The organism is Pedobacter sp. AC379 (assembly GCF_979258145.1).
On record NZ_OZ409839.1, the window covers coordinates 588,588 to 609,596 of the forward strand.

The 21,009-nt window shown below is 38.6% G+C and carries 11 protein-coding genes; 6 read left to right on the forward strand and 5 right to left on the reverse strand.

Annotated features, from left to right (window positions below):
• Window positions 1-63 precede the first annotated feature (63 nt).
• Window positions 64-3,798, forward strand: a complete 3,735-nt coding sequence (locus ACZZZW_RS02600) for a sensor histidine kinase (RefSeq protein WP_463492199.1) — start codon at window positions 64-66, stop codon at window positions 3,796-3,798.
• Window positions 3,799-3,829: 31 nt separating this feature from the next.
• Here the strand turns inward: ACZZZW_RS02600 and ACZZZW_RS02605 are convergent, their stop codons facing one another.
• Entirely contained in the window at window positions 3,830-4,780 is a 951-nt protein-coding gene (locus ACZZZW_RS02605; RefSeq protein ID WP_463492200.1) for a coiled-coil domain-containing protein, read from the reverse strand.
• Window positions 4,781-4,937: 157 nt separating this feature from the next.
• Between ACZZZW_RS02605 and ACZZZW_RS02610 the strand changes: the two genes are divergently transcribed.
• A complete protein-coding gene (locus ACZZZW_RS02610) occupies window positions 4,938-6,482 on the forward strand; it encodes a glycoside hydrolase family 10-like protein (RefSeq protein ID WP_055904312.1) in 1,545 nt (514 codons plus the stop codon).
• An 8-nt stretch (window positions 6,483-6,490) separates the two neighbouring features.
• Here ACZZZW_RS02610 and ACZZZW_RS02615 read toward each other — a convergent pair whose 3' ends face one another.
• The 3 genes from ACZZZW_RS02615 to nagB all read right to left on the reverse strand — a co-directional run bounded on the left by ACZZZW_RS02615 (window position 6,491) and on the right by nagB (window position 10,993).
• Window positions 6,491-7,510: a LacI family DNA-binding transcriptional regulator gene (locus tag ACZZZW_RS02615; RefSeq protein WP_055904314.1), complete on the reverse strand. Its 1,020-nt coding sequence runs from the start codon at window positions 7,508-7,510 to the stop codon at window positions 6,491-6,493.
• Window positions 7,511-7,545: 35 nt separating this feature from the next.
• Window positions 7,546-8,643 carry an acyltransferase family protein gene (locus ACZZZW_RS02620; protein WP_463492201.1) on the reverse strand — a complete coding sequence of 366 codons (1,098 nt, stop codon included), beginning with the start codon at window positions 8,641-8,643 and terminating at the stop codon, window positions 7,546-7,548.
• Between the two features lie 424 nt (window positions 8,644-9,067).
• The gene (gene nagB, locus ACZZZW_RS02625; RefSeq protein WP_055904319.1) at window positions 9,068-10,993 is read right to left on the reverse strand and encodes a glucosamine-6-phosphate deaminase; all 1,926 of its coding nucleotides are present in this window, start codon (window positions 10,991-10,993) and stop codon (window positions 9,068-9,070) included.
• Between the two features lie 152 nt (window positions 10,994-11,145).
• Here nagB and ACZZZW_RS02630 point away from each other — a divergent pair, with 152 nt between their 5' ends.
• The 3 genes from ACZZZW_RS02630 (at window position 11,146) to ACZZZW_RS02640 (ending at window position 16,909) form a co-directional block, all read left to right on the forward strand.
• Window positions 11,146-12,342, forward strand: a complete 1,197-nt coding sequence (locus ACZZZW_RS02630; RefSeq protein WP_463492202.1) for an anhydro-N-acetylmuramic acid kinase — start codon at window positions 11,146-11,148, stop codon at window positions 12,340-12,342.
• Between the two features lie 116 nt (window positions 12,343-12,458).
• Window positions 12,459-15,596, forward strand: a complete 3,138-nt coding sequence (locus ACZZZW_RS02635; RefSeq protein ID WP_463492203.1) for a SusC/RagA family TonB-linked outer membrane protein — start codon at window positions 12,459-12,461, stop codon at window positions 15,594-15,596.
• 17 nt (window positions 15,597-15,613) lie between these two features.
• Entirely contained in the window at window positions 15,614-16,909 is a 1,296-nt protein-coding gene (locus tag ACZZZW_RS02640) for a RagB/SusD family nutrient uptake outer membrane protein (RefSeq protein ID WP_463492204.1), read from the forward strand.
• Between the two features lie 34 nt (window positions 16,910-16,943).
• On the opposite strand, the gene ACZZZW_RS02645 is transcribed toward ACZZZW_RS02640, so the two are convergent.
• On the reverse strand, window positions 16,944-17,690 hold the full coding sequence (locus tag ACZZZW_RS02645) for a DeoR/GlpR family DNA-binding transcription regulator (RefSeq protein ID WP_055904336.1): 747 nt from the start codon (window positions 17,688-17,690) through the stop codon (window positions 16,944-16,946).
• A 234-nt stretch (window positions 17,691-17,924) separates the two neighbouring features.
• Here ACZZZW_RS02645 and ACZZZW_RS02650 point away from each other — a divergent pair, with 234 nt between their 5' ends.
• Window positions 17,925-21,008 (forward strand): SusC/RagA family TonB-linked outer membrane protein, encoded by a 3,084-nt coding sequence (locus tag ACZZZW_RS02650; protein WP_463492205.1) that lies wholly within the window; start codon window positions 17,925-17,927, stop codon window positions 21,006-21,008.
• Window position 21,009 lies beyond the last annotated feature (1 nt).

A 21,009-nucleotide genomic window follows, 5' to 3' on the forward strand; every position in this document is an offset into this window, starting at 1 on the left:
AACGCCATAAACTCAACTGTTTATGGCGTTATTTTTTATCAATATTAATATCTTTATCATTAGATGAAAATGAGCTTTGGTGTAAAAATAAGGTTTCTTTTGCTCGTTTTGGGCTGTTGCTTAATTGTGACTTCTATTTCGTTAAGCCATTTTACAACTAAAAGCGAATTGCTTGACCGTGATGCAGAAGAAATTCAGCAAAACCTTTCGATAAAGGAAAAAGCGGTGCAAAATTTCCTGGCAAATAAGAAAGAAGTAGCCAAAGCCAAACAATTTCATGCTAATCCAAAAAATGCGCTAGATTTTATAGAATCTTTTCGTGAAAAGAGCGGCATAAACTTATTAACCTACCAAAATAGCCAGCTTAAGTTTTGGAGCACCTATAAAGTGTCTGATATTGATCCGAATACGATAAAAGAAGGTAGTTCTGTATTGTTTTTCTCCAATGGCTGGTATGAGGTAATAAAAAGCACGCAAGGTAATTTCAGCCTAATTTTTCTAATCTCTATCCAGCCTCAGTATCCTTTTAAAGAAACGCAATACTTTAAAAACGATATCGACCCCATTTTATCCAAAACCAAGTTGCTAACCTTTGCATCTTTTACTGATAAGGATGTATATGTGATTAAAAGTGTTGACAATAAATTTCTTTTCGGGCTGAAGGTTAAATCCGGTTATGCAGAAACTTATTATTCTGGTACACAGTTGTGGCTTTTTGTTGCCGGGATGCTGTGCATCTGTATGTTTTTTAACTCTTTAAGCTCACTTATTGCAAGGCGCGGCCACATTGCATGGGGCACCTTTTTGCTGCTTTTTTTCTTCCTGGCTTTTCGGTTATCAGATTTATATTACGGGTGGTTTAACCATCGGTTTATTTTAGAGTTATTCGATCCGCGGATTTATGCCGATAGTTTTTTAATGCCTTCACTGGGCGATTTCCTGCTGAATGTAATTGTACTCACCTGGCTGCTCTTATTTATGTATAACCATAAGGAGCAATACCAGTTTCCCGAATCAATTAAAAGGAATAAAATAATAGGCTTAATTATCCAGGCAGTTTTACTGGTATTAATTGGCCGGATAGTTTGGGATACAGATGATATTTTTTTCGGATTGATCTTTAATTCCAAAATCAATTTCGATATCGTAAATATTTTAAAACTGAGTGGAACCAGCTGGGTAGGCATCGTCATTTTATGTTTGGCCTGGTTTCAGATTTACCTCATAACGGTTATTTCGGCAACAGTAAGCAAACAGCTGAATGTTACAAACAGGGAGCGGCTAATAATTTTTCTAATTGGGTTTGCTGGTGTTTTTATGTATAAGCTCGTTGTAGATTTTAATGCATTTTTTATTGTTTTTGCACTTGCTTTATTTATTGTTGCGCGGGCGGTTTATGTAAAAGAGCAAAACTTTTCGATAGGGATGTTTGCCATTGTTTTTTTCTGCCTGGCCTTTAATACCTCAATTAAATATACGCGGTATAAAGATTTTAAAGAAAGAAGCTTACGCGAACCGCTTGCACGTAAAGTACAGTCATCAGAAGATCCGAATGCCATTGTTGCGCTTGGTGCTTTAGGAAATGAAATTGTTAAAGATGATTTTTTGGTGCGGTATTTTGATCAGGACCGGACCGGAAATTATTCTGTGCTTAAAAATCACATTAAAGATTATTTGGATGGTTATTTAAACAGGTATGATTATCAGATTTATCCTTACGATAAATCAGGGGTTATAATCGGCAGTTCTGATAGTCCTCCGATTAATAAATACAAAAACCTGGTAGAAGCTGGCTCTGTTAAAATAGATGGTTCTAACTTTTTCTATCAGGTAAATAATACTTTCGGTTACCAGGATTATTTCGGGATAATTTCTGTCGTAGATCAAGGCAATTTATTGGGTACATTGGTTATCGAGCTTCGATCTAAGCCTTATAATTATAATAACCGTCTTCCGGATCTTTTAGGTGATCAGAGATTGATGAAAGATGAGGATTTTAAAGGCTATTCCATTGCATTGTACAGTAATAATAAACTCCTCAACCAATCTGGTAACTACACCTATCCTTTAGATGGAAGCATATTTAAAGGCAGAAAAGATGATTTTATTACCATAAGCGACGACCAACTCCACTACAGCCATTTAATTTATAAGCCATCAGATAGCAAAATGGTAATTATCAGCAGGGAGAAAGTTGATTACCTGGAGAGATTGGCAGCCCTTTCTTTCTTTTTTCTGGTATTTATCATTTTCTCGATATTGCTTTATGGCTTAATCTGGCTTATTAAAAACCTGGATGACGATAAAGTAGGTTGGTTCAGTATAAACAGGTCGTTAATGATCAATGCCAATAAGATTCTTTACAAAACCAGAATCCAGGTGTCGATTGTACTTTCTGTTGTGGCAACATTGGTAATTGTTGGTTGGGTAACTTACTATTACATGAACCTTGAATACCGCGGTCAGCAAGATGCAATATTAAAGGATAAGATAAGAAAGGTGCAGCAAAACTTCGAAAAACAGGTTTTCAGCAATGGAATAATCACAAATGATGAGAACGCAATAGCCGATTTTAACAATTTTGCAGATATTAACAATGCAGATTTGAATTTATATGATTTGAACGGCAATTTATTGATGACTACCTATCCCAAGCTGTATAATTATAAAATTATTGGTAAAAAGATGGGACCGAAAGCCTTCTTTTCATTGAGTGGTTTGCACCGTTCGGAATATATAAATCCTAAAGAAAATATTGGGAATTTAATTTATGCGGCTGCTTATGCACCAATCAGAAACGCACAGAATAAAACCATTGCATATATAGGTTTGCCAAATTATTCAAACGAAGAAGAATATACCGATAAAATTGCGCTTTTTGTAAGCAATCTGATCAATATTTATGCACTCGTTTTTGTAGCCATTGGTGTACTTGCCGTATTTCTGGCCAACCAAATCACCAGTCCTTTAACACTAATACAGGAAAGCATTAGTAAAACAAAAATTGGCCAGCGTAACGAACCAATTGTGTGGCGCAGGCATGATGAAATTGGCTCTTTAATTAAAGAATATAACAATATGATTTCGGCACTGGAGGCTAGTGCGCTTAAGCTGGCAAGATCTGAGCGTGAAAGTGCCTGGCGCGAAATGGCCAAACAGGTTGCCCATGAAATTAAAAACCCGCTAACACCTTTAAAACTGGGTGTTCAATTGCTGGAGAAATCATGGAAAGAGAAAGATCCAAATTTTGAGTTAAAGTTTAATAAGTTTAGCAAATCGTTTATAGAACAAATTGACAGTCTTTCGAAGATTGCTTCCGAATTTTCGAACTTTGCAAAAATGCCTGATACCAACCTGGAACGCCTTTCTTTGGTTCCAATAATTGAACAGGCAAGAGAGGTATTTAAAAGTACAGAAAATGTAACGATTGATGTGCTGAATAAAAGTGACCGTGATATCGAAATTATGGCCGATCATGATCAGCTTTTAAGAACCTTTAATAACTTGCTTAAAAATGCCATTGAAGCCATTGATGAAGAAACTTTATGCTGCATTTCCATTGTGGTATACATTGATGCGCAAAATGCATATATCGAGATTAAAGATAATGGTAAAGGTATCCCTTTAACCTTACACGATAAGATTTTTGTACCAAACTTTACCACCAAAACTTCGGGCACTGGCTTAGGGTTGGCTTTTGTAAAGCAAGCGGTTGAAAATGCTGGCGGGTCGGTTAAATTTACGTCAATAGCAGGCTTGGGAACTACGTTTTATTTGAATTTCCCTTTAGCTAAATAAAAAATAAAGATTGGTTAATATGGTGCTGATTTTACCTCAATTCTACTTGAGCTTTGCCCACGGTGTTGCCATCAGCATATAAAATTACGGTATAAATCCCCTTAATAAAAGGTTTTGGATTTGCCCAGTCGATAACATAGGTGCTATCGTCGTTATTGTAATTGATAAAAATAGAATGGCTGAACTGCATTTCCTGTCCATCAGCCTCGAAACGGTTGCCTTCGTCGGCCAATAAATTTCCGGCAGGATCAAATACCCTTAAATAAATGTTGTGATGGCCTTTTTCTGCCAGTTGATTGGGAATAATATTAAACCTTACGCTTAATTTTTCGGCAGTGGATGATTTTGTTACTTCAACTTTTTTGCCGCTCGATTTGGTTCTGAAGGCAATAATTTCGGCAGTTTGCAATTTTAATGCTGCTGCGGTTCTAACTTTCGCGTTTAAACTCGAATTCTCATTTTCGAGATTTGAAGCCTTATTACTGATATTTTTCAGTGTATTTTCTAAGCTATCGCGACTGTTTTTTAGAAAAATGTTATCTTTTTGTAGCTGGATAATCTGATCGTTGTAATTTTTTACAAAAGTTTTAAGCTCGTTTATCTGCGCATTGGCTTTATCAAGCTCGCCCTGTGTGATCTGATTTTTTTCTAAGGCAACCTTAAGTTCATCAATTTTTTCGCGGGCTAATTTTTGCTCTTCAACAAGTTTATCGTTTAGGTCTAAATTTAAGGCATTCACTTTATCCAGCTCAACCTCAATCTTTTCTACCTCAAGCCTTAGCTTATCTTTTTCTGTGCTAACGGTAACAAATCTTTCGCTCTGCTTTCGATCTTTAAAAAATAAGTAGGCATTTGTGCCAATTAAAGCCGCAATAACGATGACCAGGAAGTAAATTTTGTTTCTATCACCCTTATTAATCTTTTGTGGTTCCATTTTTAATAACGCTGTATCTTCTTTAATTAATATACTTTTGTTCTCCATAGGTAAATGGGTATACACAATTAATTTTAGCAGGGCGCAAATTAAAATTTTTTAAAAACTTATAAGAGTTTTTAAAAAAAATCGTTTACTTGCTAATGTTGATTTGTATTCAAATTAACACAAACACACAACCTGAGTAAAAAATAAGACAGAAATAATGCTTAAAAACTTCCTATACGCACTTTTATCTTTAATCGTAGTACCTTATATATTAAATGCACAACCTTTATCAAAAATTGCACCAAAAAGGGAGTTTAGGGGTGTTTGGGTGGCTACAGTTACCAATATCGACTGGCCATCGCGGCCGGGTTTAAGCATCGATCAACAAAAGCAAGAGCTGATCGGGATTTTGGAGCGGCATAAAAGTCAGGGCATGAATGCTATAATTTTGCAGGTAAGGCCAGCCGCTGATGCTTTTTACGCAAAATCGAGAGAGCCATGGAGCCAGTGGTTAATGGGTAAACAGGGATTGGCTCCTGCTCCTGGTTACGATCCGTTGGCTTTTGCCATTAAAGAGGCTCATTTTAGAGGGATGGAGCTTCACGCCTGGTTTAACCCTTACAGGGCGAGTATGAGCAGTTCTGCTGTATTGAGCGAAGACCATGCTTACCGTAAACATCCAGATTGGTTTTTTACTTACGGCGGCAAAAAACAGTTCGATCCAGGTATCCCTGATGTTAGGGAATATATTGTTCAGGTAATTTTAGATGTGGTGAAAGGGTATGATGTAGATGGAATCCATTTCGACGATTATTTTTATCCGTATAAGGTTGAAGGACAAACAATTAACGACAGCAATACTTTTTACAAATACCCAAATAACATTTCGGATATTAAAGATTGGAGGCGGAACAATGTTGATTTACTGATTAAACAGCTGGATGACAGTATTCACCACTATAAAAAATGGGTTAAATTCGGAATCAGTCCGTTTGGTATCTGGAAAAACAAATATGAAGATCCGGAAGGTTCTGCAACAAGTGGTTTATCCAATTATGCTGAGCTTTTTGCCGATAGCCGTAAATGGGTAAGGGAAGGCTGGGTAGATTACATCAATCCTCAAATTTATTTTACGTTTACCAGAAGGGTTGCGCCTTATGGTACCCTGGTTGATTGGTGGAGCAATAATACTTATGGCCGGCATGTTTACATTGGCCAGGGTGCTTACCTGGTTAATTCGCGTGCAGAAGCCGCCTGGAAAAATTTAAGCGAAATTCCGAATCAGATCAGGTACATTAGAAATAATAACCGAATTCAGGGAAGTGTTTATTTTAGTTCAAAATCTTTAAGCACGGTGGCAAAGGCTGTTGGCGATTCGTTAAAGAATGATTTTTACAAATACCCTGCCCTGCCTCCTCAAATGCCCTGGTTGGATGATGTACCACCTAATGAACCATTGGCCTTAACAGCAGATGCGTTAAAGGACGGCGTTCATTTAAAATGGCAACTTCCTTTAAAAGCGAAAGATGGCGAAACGGCTTCGGGTTTTGTAATTTACCGTTTTAGCGAAGGAGAAAAGATTTCTGTGCTCGATCCTAAATATATTATTAAAATAAGTTTTGAAGATTATCTTTCATTTATCGATACAAGTGTAGAAAGCGGAAAACGTTACAGCTATCTTGTAACTGCTTTGGATCGATTAAAGAATGAAAGTGAGCCGAGTGGTCCGGTGGGGATAGAGGTGCCTTTAGCTAAAGAATAATACGAATATTAATCTGTTTTATTAGTTGATTCCCGATCTACAACGGCAGGATCGATTACGATGTGTTCCATGTTGGCATATGGGTTTTGCTGACTGACCATTTTGAGGAACATTTTAGCGCATTCTTTGCCCATTTGAGGTGCATGCTGATCGATAGTTGATAGATTTGGGGTGATATAGGCAGAGAAAGCCTCATTTGCAAATCCGATTACACCAACTTCTGGCGGCGTTTCATCAATTTCTTTAAGTTTTTTAATTACCCCCAAAGCTGTAAAATCATCACCGGCAATAATGGCGTCGGGTTTGTTTTTGCTGCGCATTAATTTGCCTGCGCCAAAACGGCCATCTTTTATTGATAGGCCTCCAAAAATAATGTGTTCATTTGAAAGCGGGAGCTGATGATCTGCGAGCGCAGATTTATATCCCTCTAAACGATCGTTAAAGATCTTAATCTGGTGAATGGTGGTAATAAAGGCAATTTTCTTATATCCCTTATCAATTAAGTGTTTGGTAGCGATATAACCAGCATTAAAATCATCGAGTGTAATGGTAGGCACATTTAAATCGACGTTTACACGGTCGAATAATATCAAGGGTTTGTTTTGTTTAATAATTTCGGCAAAATGCGAAACATCTTGTGTTTCTAAAGAGAGGGAAGCCATAATGCCATCTACCTGTGCTTCTAATAAGGTTCTTACGCCATTTATTTCGTTTTCTACAGATTCATTTGATTGATAAATAATAACGCGGTAACCGCTGTCTTTTAAACCATCCTCGATGCAATGAATAATGGATGCAAAAAAATGAGCCTGTACACTTGGTACAATTACGCCAATAATGTAGGTTTTGCCCGATTTTAGGGCAGAAGCAAGCTTGTTTGGACTATAATCTAACTTTTTAGCCATTTCTACAACCGCTTTCCTTGTGGTATCGCTTATTGCCGGAAAGCCACTAAGTGCTCTTGAAACTGTAGAAACAGTAACATTCAACTCCTTAGCGATATCGTATATGGTGGTTTTCTTTTTCAATTGAGCAGGGTTCAGTCAATTATAGTTTAAATTTACTAAACCTTAATAATAATGTTCTTTTTATACATGAAATATAACAGGATATAAAAGCCAAGCACATAAGTTATGGCCCACACGAGCGAGGCATTTATCGGACTGAAAAATGGAGTGTAACAAGTTTCGTAAAACCTCACCAATAAGCCGGTTTTTGTGCCGTCGGGATTGGTGAGCTGAATGAGGTTTAATACACGGGGCATTAAGCCCGCCAGGAAGAAAACAGTTATGGCATTTACACCGTAAACAACAAAAGGTGTGGTAAATTTTTTATAACCCTGTACATCGATAATCCAGTAACAAAGGGCCAGGCCGATTGAGGCCAGTCCTCCGGCATAAAGTACGTAAGAGCTTGTCCACAATGCTTTATTGATCGGAAATTGTAAATCCCAAAGTAAACCTAAAATAACTGCTGTTATACCGGTAGTAAACAGCCAGGCAACTTTGGTAGGGTTATCTACATCTTTTCTACGCATCCACACACCCACCAGTATTCCAAATAAGCAGGTTCCGATTGCAGGTAATGTACTTAAAATTCCTTCCGGATCCCAGGTTTTGGATGATGCCCAGGTATGTGCTTCAGTAAGTATACCCCTGTCAATCCAGGCTGCTAAATTGGTTTCTTTTTCCAGGTTAGGGTAACCTACGCCAGGTACAGGAATAAAGGTCATTAATGCCCAATAAACAGCAAGTATTACAATGAGTGATCTGAAAATTGCCTTATTGGATACTTTGATAAAAATAATACTGCTGATGATGAAAACAATGCCTATGCGTTGCAGTACGCCCAAAAGCCTAACGGTTTGAAAAGCCTCCCAGATGGATCTATGGTCAGTTATTGCGCTAATGATTTTTCCAAAAATAGCGAGGAAAAAACCAAGTAAATAGAGAATGATTCCACGTTTAATGGCTTTTCTAATGGTTTTATTATGGGTTGATGGATCTGCTTTACTGCTGCTCATGGCAAAGGCAATTGATACACCAACTATCCATAAAAAGAACGGAAAGATCAAATCAGTAGGTGTACAGCCGTTCCATTCTGCGTGTTCTAACGGAGCGTAAATGTGGCCCCAACTGCCGGGGTTATTTACTAAAATCATTGCAGCTACAGTTAACCCCCGAAAAAAATCAAGAGATAACAATCGTTGTTTAGGTTCGGTCATGGTTAACTGGTTAGGTTTGGCGAACTAATTTAGCCTATTGTTTTTAGATTGAGAAATTACTTACGAAGTTTAGGTAAACAGTAGTGAAGATTACTTCTGAAAGCCATGGAAATCTTTATAAAGACTTTCTGATTTTGCTGCTTACAGGTATCGAGACTTCGGAGGTTTGGCCAAAGCGAAAACTCACTTTTCGGTGACTTTATTTTTATTAATGCAAAGTTCTGGAGGTGAGCAACTTCTTGATTTTTTATTAAACCTTATAAATATTTTTCATTAGCGGTTTTTTGAACATATGATGCTTGGGCAAAAAAAATCCTGCTTTGAATAATCAAAGCAGGACTGGATTTATTTTAAATTTCAATTAATCTTCAAATTTCCAACGTACAAACGCTTCCATTGCTTCATATTCAGCAAGGCCAAGCTCATCGTAGGCTTTTGCGGTATCTCGGTTACGGTCTTCCGCGCGTTGCCAAAACTCCCTTGAGTCGTCACCAGGGAAAACGGCTCTGTCTTTCTGACTCTGGTGTTTGAAAATTGCATATTTTTTGCGTTCAAGCTCTTGCGGAGAAATTGGAACTGCCATTTCAATTTCATAGGTTTCAAACTCATGCCACGCGCCACGGTACATCCATAACCAGCAATCCTGTGCCCAGGCTTCGGTTTTACGCAAGCGTTTTAATGCTTCCAGAATGATTTTGAAACAAACAATATGTGTTCCGTGCGGATCTTCGAAATCGCCGGCTGCGTAAACCTGCTGAGGTTTAACTTTCTGTAAAAGTTCGATTGTAAGTTCAATATCGGCATCTGTTACCGGGTTTTTCTGTACTTTTCCACTTTCGTAAAATGGTAGTGCCTGAAAATGGATGTGGTCATCTTCAAGGCCGCAATATCTTGCTCCGGCAATGGCTTCACCTTTTCTAATCAATCCTTTAACAGTCTGAATTTCTGGCGTATCTACCTGATTTGGTTTTTTCTGCTCAATAAAGGTTCTCATTTTGTTGTAAAGATCCTTTAAATGTGCATTGTCCATACCCATTTTCTCAGTAAAGTCTACATTAAACTCTACAAAGCGGAGTGCATCGTCGTCCCAAACAGCGGTGTTGCCCGAAGTTTGATAAGCTACGTGTACATCATGTTTCTGATCAACCAGGCGCAGAAAAGTACCACCCATCGAAATTACATCATCATCAGGGTGTGGAGAAAATATTATGATCCTCTTTTTGGCAGGCTCGGCCCTTTCCGGCCGTTGTGAATCATCTGCATTTGGCTTGCCACCTGGCCAGCCGGTAATGGTGTGTTGTAATTTATTGAAGATATGGATATTGATATTGTAAACCGGGCCTTTTTCGGTTGCCAGTTGTGCCATACCATTATTGTTGTAATCGTCTTCAGTTAATTTTAAGATCGGTTTTTTTAAGGTGTTGGCGAGCCAGATTACCGCTTTGCGGATCAAGGCATCTGTCCAGATACAATCTTTAACCAACCACGGGGTATCAAAGCGGGTTAATTCTGAAGCTGCGGGAGCATCAAGAATAAACTCCACATGCTCAGAAAGTTGCAGGTATGTTGCGGGTACTTCTCCTGAAATTTCGCCCTCAACGGCCTTTTTAATAATCGAAGCTTTTTTACGGCTCCAAGCCATTAAAATGATTTCCCTTGCCTTAAAAATTGTACCGATACCCATGGTAATGGCCTTGGTTGGTACAAAGGTTTTACCACCGAAATCGCGTGCAGCATCACGGCGGGTTAAATCATCCAGCGTAACCAAACGGGTACCCGAATTTGGTGCAGATCCCGGCTCGTTAAATCCGATGTGACCGGTACGGCCAATACCCAAAATCTGGATATCCAGCCCTCCAAGATCGCCGATTTTCTTTTCGTATTCCAAACAGAATGCCGGAATGTCTTCCAAAGCTAGCGTTCCATCAGGAATGTGAACGTTTTTCTTATCGATATCAATGTGATCGAAAAGGTTTTCATTCATAAACGTAACGTAACTTTGTGCGGCAGTAGGGGCCATTGGATAGTATTCATCCAGGTTAAAAGTAATTACGTTTTTAAAACTTAACCCTTCTTCTTTGTGCAGCCTAACCAATTCGGCATAAACTGCAATTGGGGTAACACCTGTTGCTAAGCCCAGTACTGCAGGTGTGTTGTTTGCTTGTTTTGATTTAATGAGCCCGGCAATGCGGTGTGCTACATTAATTGAAGCAATTTTTGGATTTTCGAACACGCTTACGGGTAATTTCTCGAAACGTGTCTCCTCCAGTAGATTTAATCTAGCCATTTTTTTTATATGGATTTTAATGTACGGAGCAGTAAATATAGAGAGTTATGCCCAATTTGTACCAAAGGTTATTTACATTTATTGCAAGAATTTACACAATATTCGATTAAAGGCCCAGACAAACGTTTGATTTTTTTCGTAAAAAAACCAATATGAACACACAGATCCAAAAGTTATACTTAAAAGCAGGAAAATCAGAACGTTTAATTATAGGCTTGATGAGCGGCACTTCTATGGATGGACTGGATATTGCACTTTGTTTGGCGAAGGGAAGCGGAGCACATACCAATATTGAGGTGTTAAATTTTAAAACCGCTGATTATACAGACGATTTTAGGGCAAAAATACAAGCTGTTTTTTCAAAAAAACAAGTCGATTTACAATTGGTATGCCTTATGAACGCGCATATTGCCAACACCCATGCACAGCTTATAAATGATGCGCTTGCAGAATGGGGCTACAAAAATGATGATATTGATTTTATTGCCAGCCACGGGCAAACCATTTTTCATGCTCCAAAATCATTACACCAACTGGCAGATTATCCTAACGGCACATTACAGATTGGGGATGGAGATCATATTGCCTTAAAAACTGGGATTATTACCTTGTCTGATTTTAGGCAGAAACACCTGGCCGCTGGTGGTGAAGGTGCTCCTTTAGCTGTTTATGGAGATTATTTAATGTTTACTAAGGAAGGCGAAGACCGTGTGATGCTCAATATTGGCGGAATAGCAAATTTTACTTACCTGCCAGCAAGCACGGATGCAAGTGCAATTTTTTCTACAGACGTTGGTCCGGGCAATACTTTGATGGATCAATACATGCAAAAACATTTTGGCCAGTTTTACGATAAAAATGCTGCAATTGCTTTATCTGGTAAATCGAATCAAAAATTGTTGTCTGCTTTGCTTAACTGTGATTTTTTTGAGCTGGAATTTCCTAAAACTACCGGGCCCGAATTATTTAACCTTGATTATTTAGTAAAAGCACAGGAGCAATCGTTAACCATAAATTTAGGTAAAGCAGATGTAATGGCTACGTTATGCCATTTTTCGGCAGAAACTATCGCAAATGCTATAAAACGTTGTTTTGGCGAAGAAGCTGAAGCGCATGTGTTTATGAGTGGTGGCGGCATGCATAACCCTTTGCTGGTGAGGCTCCTTAATGAAAAACTGCCTGCCTGTATTTTTTTAACAACAGCTGATTTAAACATTAACCCCGATGCTAAAGAGGCGGTCTTATTTGCTGTTTTGGCAAATGAAACGCTTTGTGGCGAACCGATTAATTTTGGCAACAGGCAAGGTGTACCTTCGGTTTGTATGGGTAAAATCAGTTTGCCACAATAGCAACATCATTCCAATTTAAGAATTGTAAATGAGTTTGTACCCGTTAAAAATTTGGTTTGTGCGGTATTTTGTTAAATTTGTTTTAACACTAATCTTCAAATATAAAACCAATTTTTATGGAAAAAAGTTACCTAAAATGGTCACCAGGATTTTTCGCAATTTTGTTGATCCCATTTCTGCTGATCTTATCTGCAGGAATGGCACAAGCACAAAACAAACGGTATACCATAAGTGGTAAGGTTACCGATGCTTCAAATAAAGAACCGATTCCGGGCGTTGTTGTTAAAATTATCAATACCAATTTAGTAACCAGTACCAATACTAACGGTGGATATACTTTTGCGGTAGATTTAGCCCCGGGCAAATACCAGGTTCAGTTTTCTTACGTAGGTTATAAAAGCAGAAGTGAGGGGATAGATCTTGGGACAAATGATCAGGTTCAATTAAGTACAGCACTAAGTGGCGATGCCGTTGGCCTTGATGAGGTAATTGTTACCGGAACTTCGCAGGGAACGACAAGAAAAGAACTGGGAAGTTATGTAAGTACGGTTAAGGGCGATGATTTAAACAAGGCCCCAAGCGGAAACGTACTTTCATCTTTACAGGGAAAAACAGCAGGGGCTCAGATCAGCCAAAACTCAGGTGATCCTGCTGGCGGATTATCTGTACGCTTAAGGGGGATCAGTTCGGTAAATTCATCATCAGAGCCTCTTTATATTATTGATGGGGTAATTGTTAATAATTCTACTACAAGGGTTACCAATACTTCATCTAACTACGATGGAGGTAACTTTGTGGGCAGTATCGGCCAAAACAGAATGGTTGATATCAACCCGGCCGATATTGAGCGGATTGAAGTGTTAAACGGAGCCGCCGCAGCTGCAATTTATGGTTCGAGGGCAAATTCCGGCGTGATTCAGATTTTTACCAAAAAAGGTGTAAGTGGTGCTGCCCAGGTTAATTTTAGCACAAGTTTAACCTTGAGTCACCTCCGTAAGCAGGTAGAGGTGAACGAATCTCCGGTAAGGTTTGGTACACCAACTCTTTTTCCTACCCAAGATGTGATCCAAACGGTTGGCGATCCGGCAGTGTTGGAAAAGAAAACCATTCCTGCTGCACGCTATAACTATCAGGATTATATCTTTCAATCGGCAACAGGTACAGATAATACTGTTTCAGTTTCAGGAGGTAATGAAAATACAAAATATTATACCTCTGCGGCTTATTTCAGCAATCAGGGGATTATTAAAAACACTGACTTTACGCGCTATAATTTTAGGGCAAACGTAGATCAAAAAATCACTGAATGGGCAAAATTAAGTGCCGGCTTAAATTATATCCGCAGTTCTGCCAATGAAAAGCCAGATGGAAATTCGTTTTTTTCGCCAATGAACTCAGTTACCATTATTGGTAATATACATGATATTTTTGCCAGAGATGCCAACGGTAATTTAATGGCTGTTGGAGAAAGGGGCAGGGTAAATCCCGTTTCGGTAATCGAAGATATTAAGCAACGCCAGGAAACTAACCGCATCATTGCCAATGCCAATTTAAAATTGTACCCGGTAAAAAATCTAACGTTAGATTTTACTTTGGGGGTTGATAACTCTGGTCAGAGTGGTTCTACCTACATACCACCCTTTGCGTATAATGTAAATCCTGATTTTTATGGTGGAGGTGCATCCTTGGATGGAACCTTAAATGGCTATGCAAGTGCGGCAACAAACAATGCTTTTCAATTTAACAATGAGTTTAATGCCACTTACCAGGCAAAACTTTCTGATTTAATTTCCTCAACCACGCAGGTTGGTTACTCTTTTCAATATGAAAAAACCAGGTACCAGTTGGTAAACGGTAGAGGTTTGGCACCATTAATCGAAACAGTAAACGCTGCTGCAACGCAGCTTCCGAGTGTAGATGGCAGAACGGAATTATCGGTTAGTGGAGGATACATTCAACAAAATTTTAAATATAAAGATCATTTATTTGTTACCGGAGCCCTGAGGGTTGATCAATCTTCAGTATTCGGAGCTGAAAACCGTACACAGGAATACTTGAAAGGAAGCTTAAGTTATGTGCTTTCTTCAGCTGATTACTGGAAAAGTTTTGGTGTTTCTGACTGGTGGGATGCATTTAAAATCAGGGCAGCATACGGGGAGTCGGGAAATTTAACAGGTATTGGTGCATATGATCGGATAAATGCTTATTCTACTCAATCATTTTTAGGAAGGGCTTCATTGTTTTCGAGTGCCACATTAGCGAATGAAAATGTTAAGCCTGAACGCCAGCGCGAACTGGAACTGGGAACAGATTTATCTTTTTTCAAAAACAGGTTGGGCCTACAGTTTAACTGGTACAATAAAAAAGTAAGTGATCTTTTAATTGCCAGCGTGCAGGCACCTTCCAGTGGATTTTCAAGCTTGCTGGACAATATCGGCTCGTTAAGAAACAAAGGGATTGAACTTGTATTAAACGGAACCCCTATAGATGGAAAGGGTTTTAAATGGAATACTTCAGTTGTTTTTAACAGAAACAGAAACACAGCACTTGATGTTGGTGGTTTAAGATTGTTTAGTACAAACCCTGGTGCCCCGGTAGCGATTATAAACGGGGAGGCTATTGGTGTGTTTTACGGAACTTTTTTTGCACGGAATCCTGATGGAAGTTTGTTAACCAATGCCGCAGGTATTCCTCAAATAGAAAAGGGAATTCAAAATTCTGCCACAACATTTACCCCTCAGCGCGATGCTAACGGTTTGCCTACCGGTACAACCTTACGTAAAGTGATTGGTAATCCAAATCCAGATTATAATATGTCTTTTGTGAACGATTTTACCTATAAACGTTTGAATTTACATGTGCAATTTGATGCTGTACAGGGAGGTGATGTATGGAATGCCGACTGGAGAACACGGCAAGGTGTGGGTAATGGCAAAGTAGCGGAGCAGGAGCAACTTGGACAATTGCCTAGAGGCTATGTAGCCGGCGTTTATGCGATTGAAGAATGGCGTATTGATGATGGATCTTTTGTTAAATTGAGAGAAATTTCATTAAGCTATAATGTTGGTAAGCTTAAGTTTTTAAGAGATTTAACAGTAACAGTAAGCGGAAGAAACCTAATTTCGTGGGATAATTACAAAGGTTACGATCCTGAGTTAAACTCTGGTGGCCAATCAACCATCTTAAGAAATATCGATTTTGGTTCGGTGCCCATTCCACGCACTTTTACTTTGGGTTTACAAGTTAAATTATAATTGTTAAAGGAAAATTTATGAAAATTTTAAGAAACAATATTTCGACAAATATAGCCTGTTTAACGCTTTTGTTAACATTGTGCCTCGCTTCTTGTACAAAAGAATATCAGGATCCTTCAAGGGCCAAAACAGATGTGGCTTTGGGCACACAGCAAGGATTAACCGCCGTGGCAATTGGTTTGCAGCGCGTGTACACTTTAACCCGTACGGGTGTAATGTTCAATTCTGTTGCCGCAAATGGTTTTGTAACCAACGAGTTAAGGTTACTTAATTCAGGAAATATTCCTGAATTACAGTTAAGTACCGGAGGAAGTACTGTAGATGGAACCAATACAATTCTATTCAATCTTTGGACAAGCGCCAACAAAATTATTTACGATGCAGATTTGGTTATTGCCAATGCCAATAACCTGGGTGATAAGGGTTATGCTTCGGGGTTGATTGCTTATTCGAGCATATTTAAGGCTCTGGCCATTGGAAATATGGCGCAATACTGGGAGAAAATTCCTGATGGAACAGGTAAAAATGTAGCTTTTATTACGCGTTCTGCAGGTTTTACAAAAGCAATTGCGGTGCTTGATAATGCTTTAACCGTTATTGCTGCGAATCCAATTTCGACAAGCTTTTTAACCAATGTTCCTGCTGATGTGAATATTATAAATACAATTCACGCTTTGAAAGCAAGGTATGCACTTTTTTCAGGAAATTATGCGCTCGCTTTAACAGAGGCAAACCTGGTAGATTTAACAAAGCCATCCTTTTTTAAGTTTGATGCTACCTCACCAAATATTTTGTTCAGTATTATTTCTTCAAACAATGTTTTTCAGCCGTTAAATGCAAATTTAGGTCTTACCGGAGCAAATGTTCCTGATGCGGCAGATAAAAGAATTGCTTTTTATACAGTACTTGCTGGTAGCCCTCAAACATTGCGGATGAACGGTTTTGCTGCGGCAACGGCTACACCGTTTCCTATTTATTTACCAGGAGAAATAACCTTGATTAAAGCGGAGGCACTTGCGCGGCAGTCCGATTTACCAAATGCATTAATTGAATTAAATAAAGTAGTAACAAAAACAACCGATCTGTTTGGTGTTGCGGCAGCACTGCCACCCTTGGTAGGGCCTTATACTCAGCAACAATTGTTAGATCTTATTTATAAGCACCGTTCGATAGAATTATATGCTTCGGGTTTAAAACTGGAAGATATGAGGAGATTTAATCAGCCTTTGACCGATCGTAAGCGAAATTTCTTTCCATATCCTTTTCAGGAAAGGGATAACAATACCAATACTCCTGCCGATCCAACATTCTAAAAGAAAGGGTCCCGATTTAAAATCGGGACCCTTTTTATAAAATATTCAATTCTTTTTCTTTATAACGGAAAAGCGATTCGTGGGCATTATCCAATTCAGTTATCAAATAACTAATGCTTTCTATCGGGCAAACCCTTAACCTTAAAGCAATATCCAGTTTTTCCGAAATACAGAGTACGGCTGTTCTTTTTGCGCAGGCCAACATGGCCTTTTTAAGTTGATTAATTTCCCAATATGTATCTGTTAAGCCTTCATCAGGGTGGATGGCACTGGTGCCCATCAAGCATAAATCGGCCTTTATTTCTGATAACTGTGTAATTACCTGACCGCCATAAGTAACCTGCGAATTTTTAGAAAATAATCCTCCAATCAAAATTACCTCAATATTATTGTACTTGGCCAATTCTACTGCAACCAGCGGACTAATCGTAAAAAATGTGGCAGATAATCCTTGTGGAAGTAATTTTACCAATTCTAAAATCGTGGTGCCTCCTCCGGTTAAAACTACCATTCCATCTTTTATTAACTGAATGGCTTTTTTGCCAATCGCAATCTTACTTTCTCGGGCATAAACAGTACTGTCATCAAAAGAACTGTGGTAGGATTTAGATAAAGCACCTCCATGTACCTTGTAAAGTAGGTTTTCGTCAACAAGCTCCTGTAAGTCTCTTCTAATGGTATCTTCCGAAACATTTAGCAACTGCACCAGATCGGAGGTTAAAACCCGGTTGTGCAGGTTAATCTGGCGCATGATGAAATCATGTCGTTCTTTTTTCAGCATAAGTAGTGTCTGGTTTTAGAACGAATGTATAAAAGATTTTTAGATTTTTTTAATGTGCGTGTTTTTGCGTGTTATTGCGATAATATTTTTGTTACGCCTTGCTAAATAGTTTGTTAAATAGTTTTTTTATTCTAAAACAATTGTGATATTAGCATAAAATGCGTTATTGTGCGTGTTTTAGTAACTAACTAACAACAACTAAACAATCTTTATCCCTAACTAAACAGGCAGTTTATGAAAAAAAAACTACTACTAATTTTTATTGGTACGTTTTTGTTGCTGGCTCATGCCATAGCGCAACAAATAACCATTACCGGTAAGGTTACATCAACTGATGGGCCTATACCAGGTGTTTCCATCCGAGTAAAAGGAAGCACTACAGTTGCACAAACCAACGCTGAAGGAAACTATGCTATTAAGGCCTTAAAAACAGATGTGCTAACCTTTTCTTACATCGGTTATAGAACGCAGGAAAGAGCAGTTGGTGGTAACACAACTGTCAATATCGTTTTGGCCAGCGATGCGAGTAATTTAGAAGAGGTGGTGGTAACAGGGCAAGGTATTACACGTAATAAAAAAGCATTGGGCTATTCTGCCCAAACGCTCAAAGGTGCTGAAATTGCCGATACACAACGCGATAATTTTTTAAATGCGTTACAGGGAAGGGTTGCCGGCGCAATTATAACGCCTACAACTGGCTTACCAGGCTCTTCATCGCAAATTATTATTAGGGGCGGTGTTTCGCTTGATGGAGATAACCAGCCATTATTTGTGGTAGATGGTTTGCCAATTTCCAACAAAACATTTTCTGATTATAACTTGGTTGGGCAGGGTAGTTTTAACCGCACCAACGATTATGGTAACCGCGTGATGGATATCAACCCTGAGGAGATCGAATCTGTAACCATCTTAAAAGGGCCAGAAGCTGCTGCATTATACGGAACCGAGGGGGCTTCTGGTGCAGTAGTTATTACTACAAAAAAGGCTAAAGCAGGTACGGCCAGAGCCACTTACAGCAACTCATTCCGTGTGGAAAATATTTATCGTTTTCCTGATTATCAAACTGTATATGGTGGTGGAGCAGGTGGTATATTCGACGAAGAAGTTAGAACAAGAACTTATTTTGGTGCTAAATACCCAGAGAGATTACCTGTATATGATAACCTTCAAAATTTTTATCAGACTGGTTTTACTCAAAAACATAATGCATCTGTAGAAGGTGGATCTGAAAAGCTATCGGTAAGAACCAGTTTAGGTTACACGGATCAAAAAGGTTATATTCCTGGTACTGGCTATAACAGTTTAAACTTTAAACTAAGTGGGGTTTCCAAAATCAGCGATAAGTTAAGCCTCAACGCTTCAGTAAATTTCATATCATCTAAAACTGATAAAACATACAGAGGCGTTGGTAGCCCTATGTTAAGTTCTTTATCATGGCCCCGGGTAGATGATATGCGGAATTATATTGATCCGCAGACAGGTGGAAGAAGGATTTTGGGATCAAGTTTGGGAGCTGAGCTCGACAATCCATACTGGGGGGTGAACAAAAATCCAAACTATGATAAGCTAAACCGCATTTTAACTAATGTTGGTTTAGATTATACTCCTGCTAAATGGTTCTCCGTTACCGGTAGGGTAGGTGCCGATATGTTTACGCAAACCGGGTTATCTGCCTATCATCCCCAATCATATGCCTCTAATGTAAGTGGAACAGTATATTCAGGCGGTGCTATAAATACCTATCAGGATGTAAAGCGATTATTCAATGCCTCGCTTGTTGGTACATTTAGAAAAGACTTTGGTAAGTTTAAACCTATTTTAAGAATCGGTGGAGATTTAACTGATGATGATGATGCTACCAACGCACAATTTGGTACACGTTTTTATGAGCAAGACTACTATAGTATAAACAATACCGACCCAACAACGCAACGGGTTGCTTATTCTGATTTTATTAAACGTAAAGTTGGCGGTTTTGCACAGGCGGAATTAGGTTATGATGAATTTCTTTATCTAACCTTAACTGGCCGCGAAGATATCTCATCAACACTTCCGAGCAAAAACAATAGCTTCTTTTATCCGGCAACATCCTTGAGTTTTGTATTTTCAGAATTGCCAGCTGTTAAGACATTAAATTGGTTGTCATTCGGAAAATTAAGAGCATCATGGGGGCAATCTGGTAAAGATGCGAGAACGGCTTACATCACAAAAACAAAACTTCTTGCACAAACCACAACCGGTGGCGGTTTTGCAACAGATGTAACAGCAGGAAATCCTGATCTGGTAGCTGAGTTTACAACATCAAAAGAGGTGGGTTTGGAATTGGGATTTTTTAACAACAGGTTATCTTTTGATTTTTCTCTTTATGAAAACCTTTCAGATAAACAAATCACGGCTCCTCGTTTAAGTTATGCAACTGGTGCAATTTTAGGTTATATCAATAGCGGTAAAATTAGAAACAGGGGTTTTGAGCTTCTTATAAAAGGAACACCAATTAAAACGCAAGATTTTTCTTGGGATATTTCCGCAAATATTTCACGCAATCGTGGTTACATCCTGTCACTTCCGGCCGGTCAAGACGTTTTTTATCTGTCTGATACCTGGTTAACGGATGATGTAAGGGCACAATATACCGTTGGCTCATCAATATCAGCCTTTGCAGGGCAAAATTATCTGCGCAATAATGCGGGCCAAATATTAATAAACCCTGTTAATGGTATGCCAATTAGAGATACAAATTTTACTCCTATTGGTGATCGCGCTCCAGATTTTGGTGCTGGTTTAACAAATAGTTTCACCTATAAAAATTTCAACTTATCGTTCCTTTTGGACATAAGAAAAGGGGGTGATATCTACAATGCTACAGAAGAATATCTATACCAAAGGGGGTTATCTAAGCTGAGCCTAGATCGTGAAACTCCTAGAATTATTGAAGGAGTTTTTAGAGATGGTTTGGAAAATAGTGCCAACCCAACAAAAAACAACATTGTAGTTATTCCTTACATCACCACAACTTACTATTCTACTTATTTCAACACTGCCGATTTTCTTCAAAAAGATATCAATTGGATAAGATTGAAAGATATTACTTTAAGTTACAACCTTCCGAAAAGTTTGTTTGCCAAAAGCCGGGTGGTCAAAAATGCCAGCGTTTTCTTTACAGGAACAGATTTGCTTCTGATTACTAACTATAATGGTGTAGATCCTCAGGTAAACGGACTTAATGCATCTTCAGGTGGTTTAGGTGGATCGGGTATTGATTATGGCTCTGCAGGTCAGCCAAGAGGTTATAATTTTGGTCTTAAAGTTGGTTTTTAAT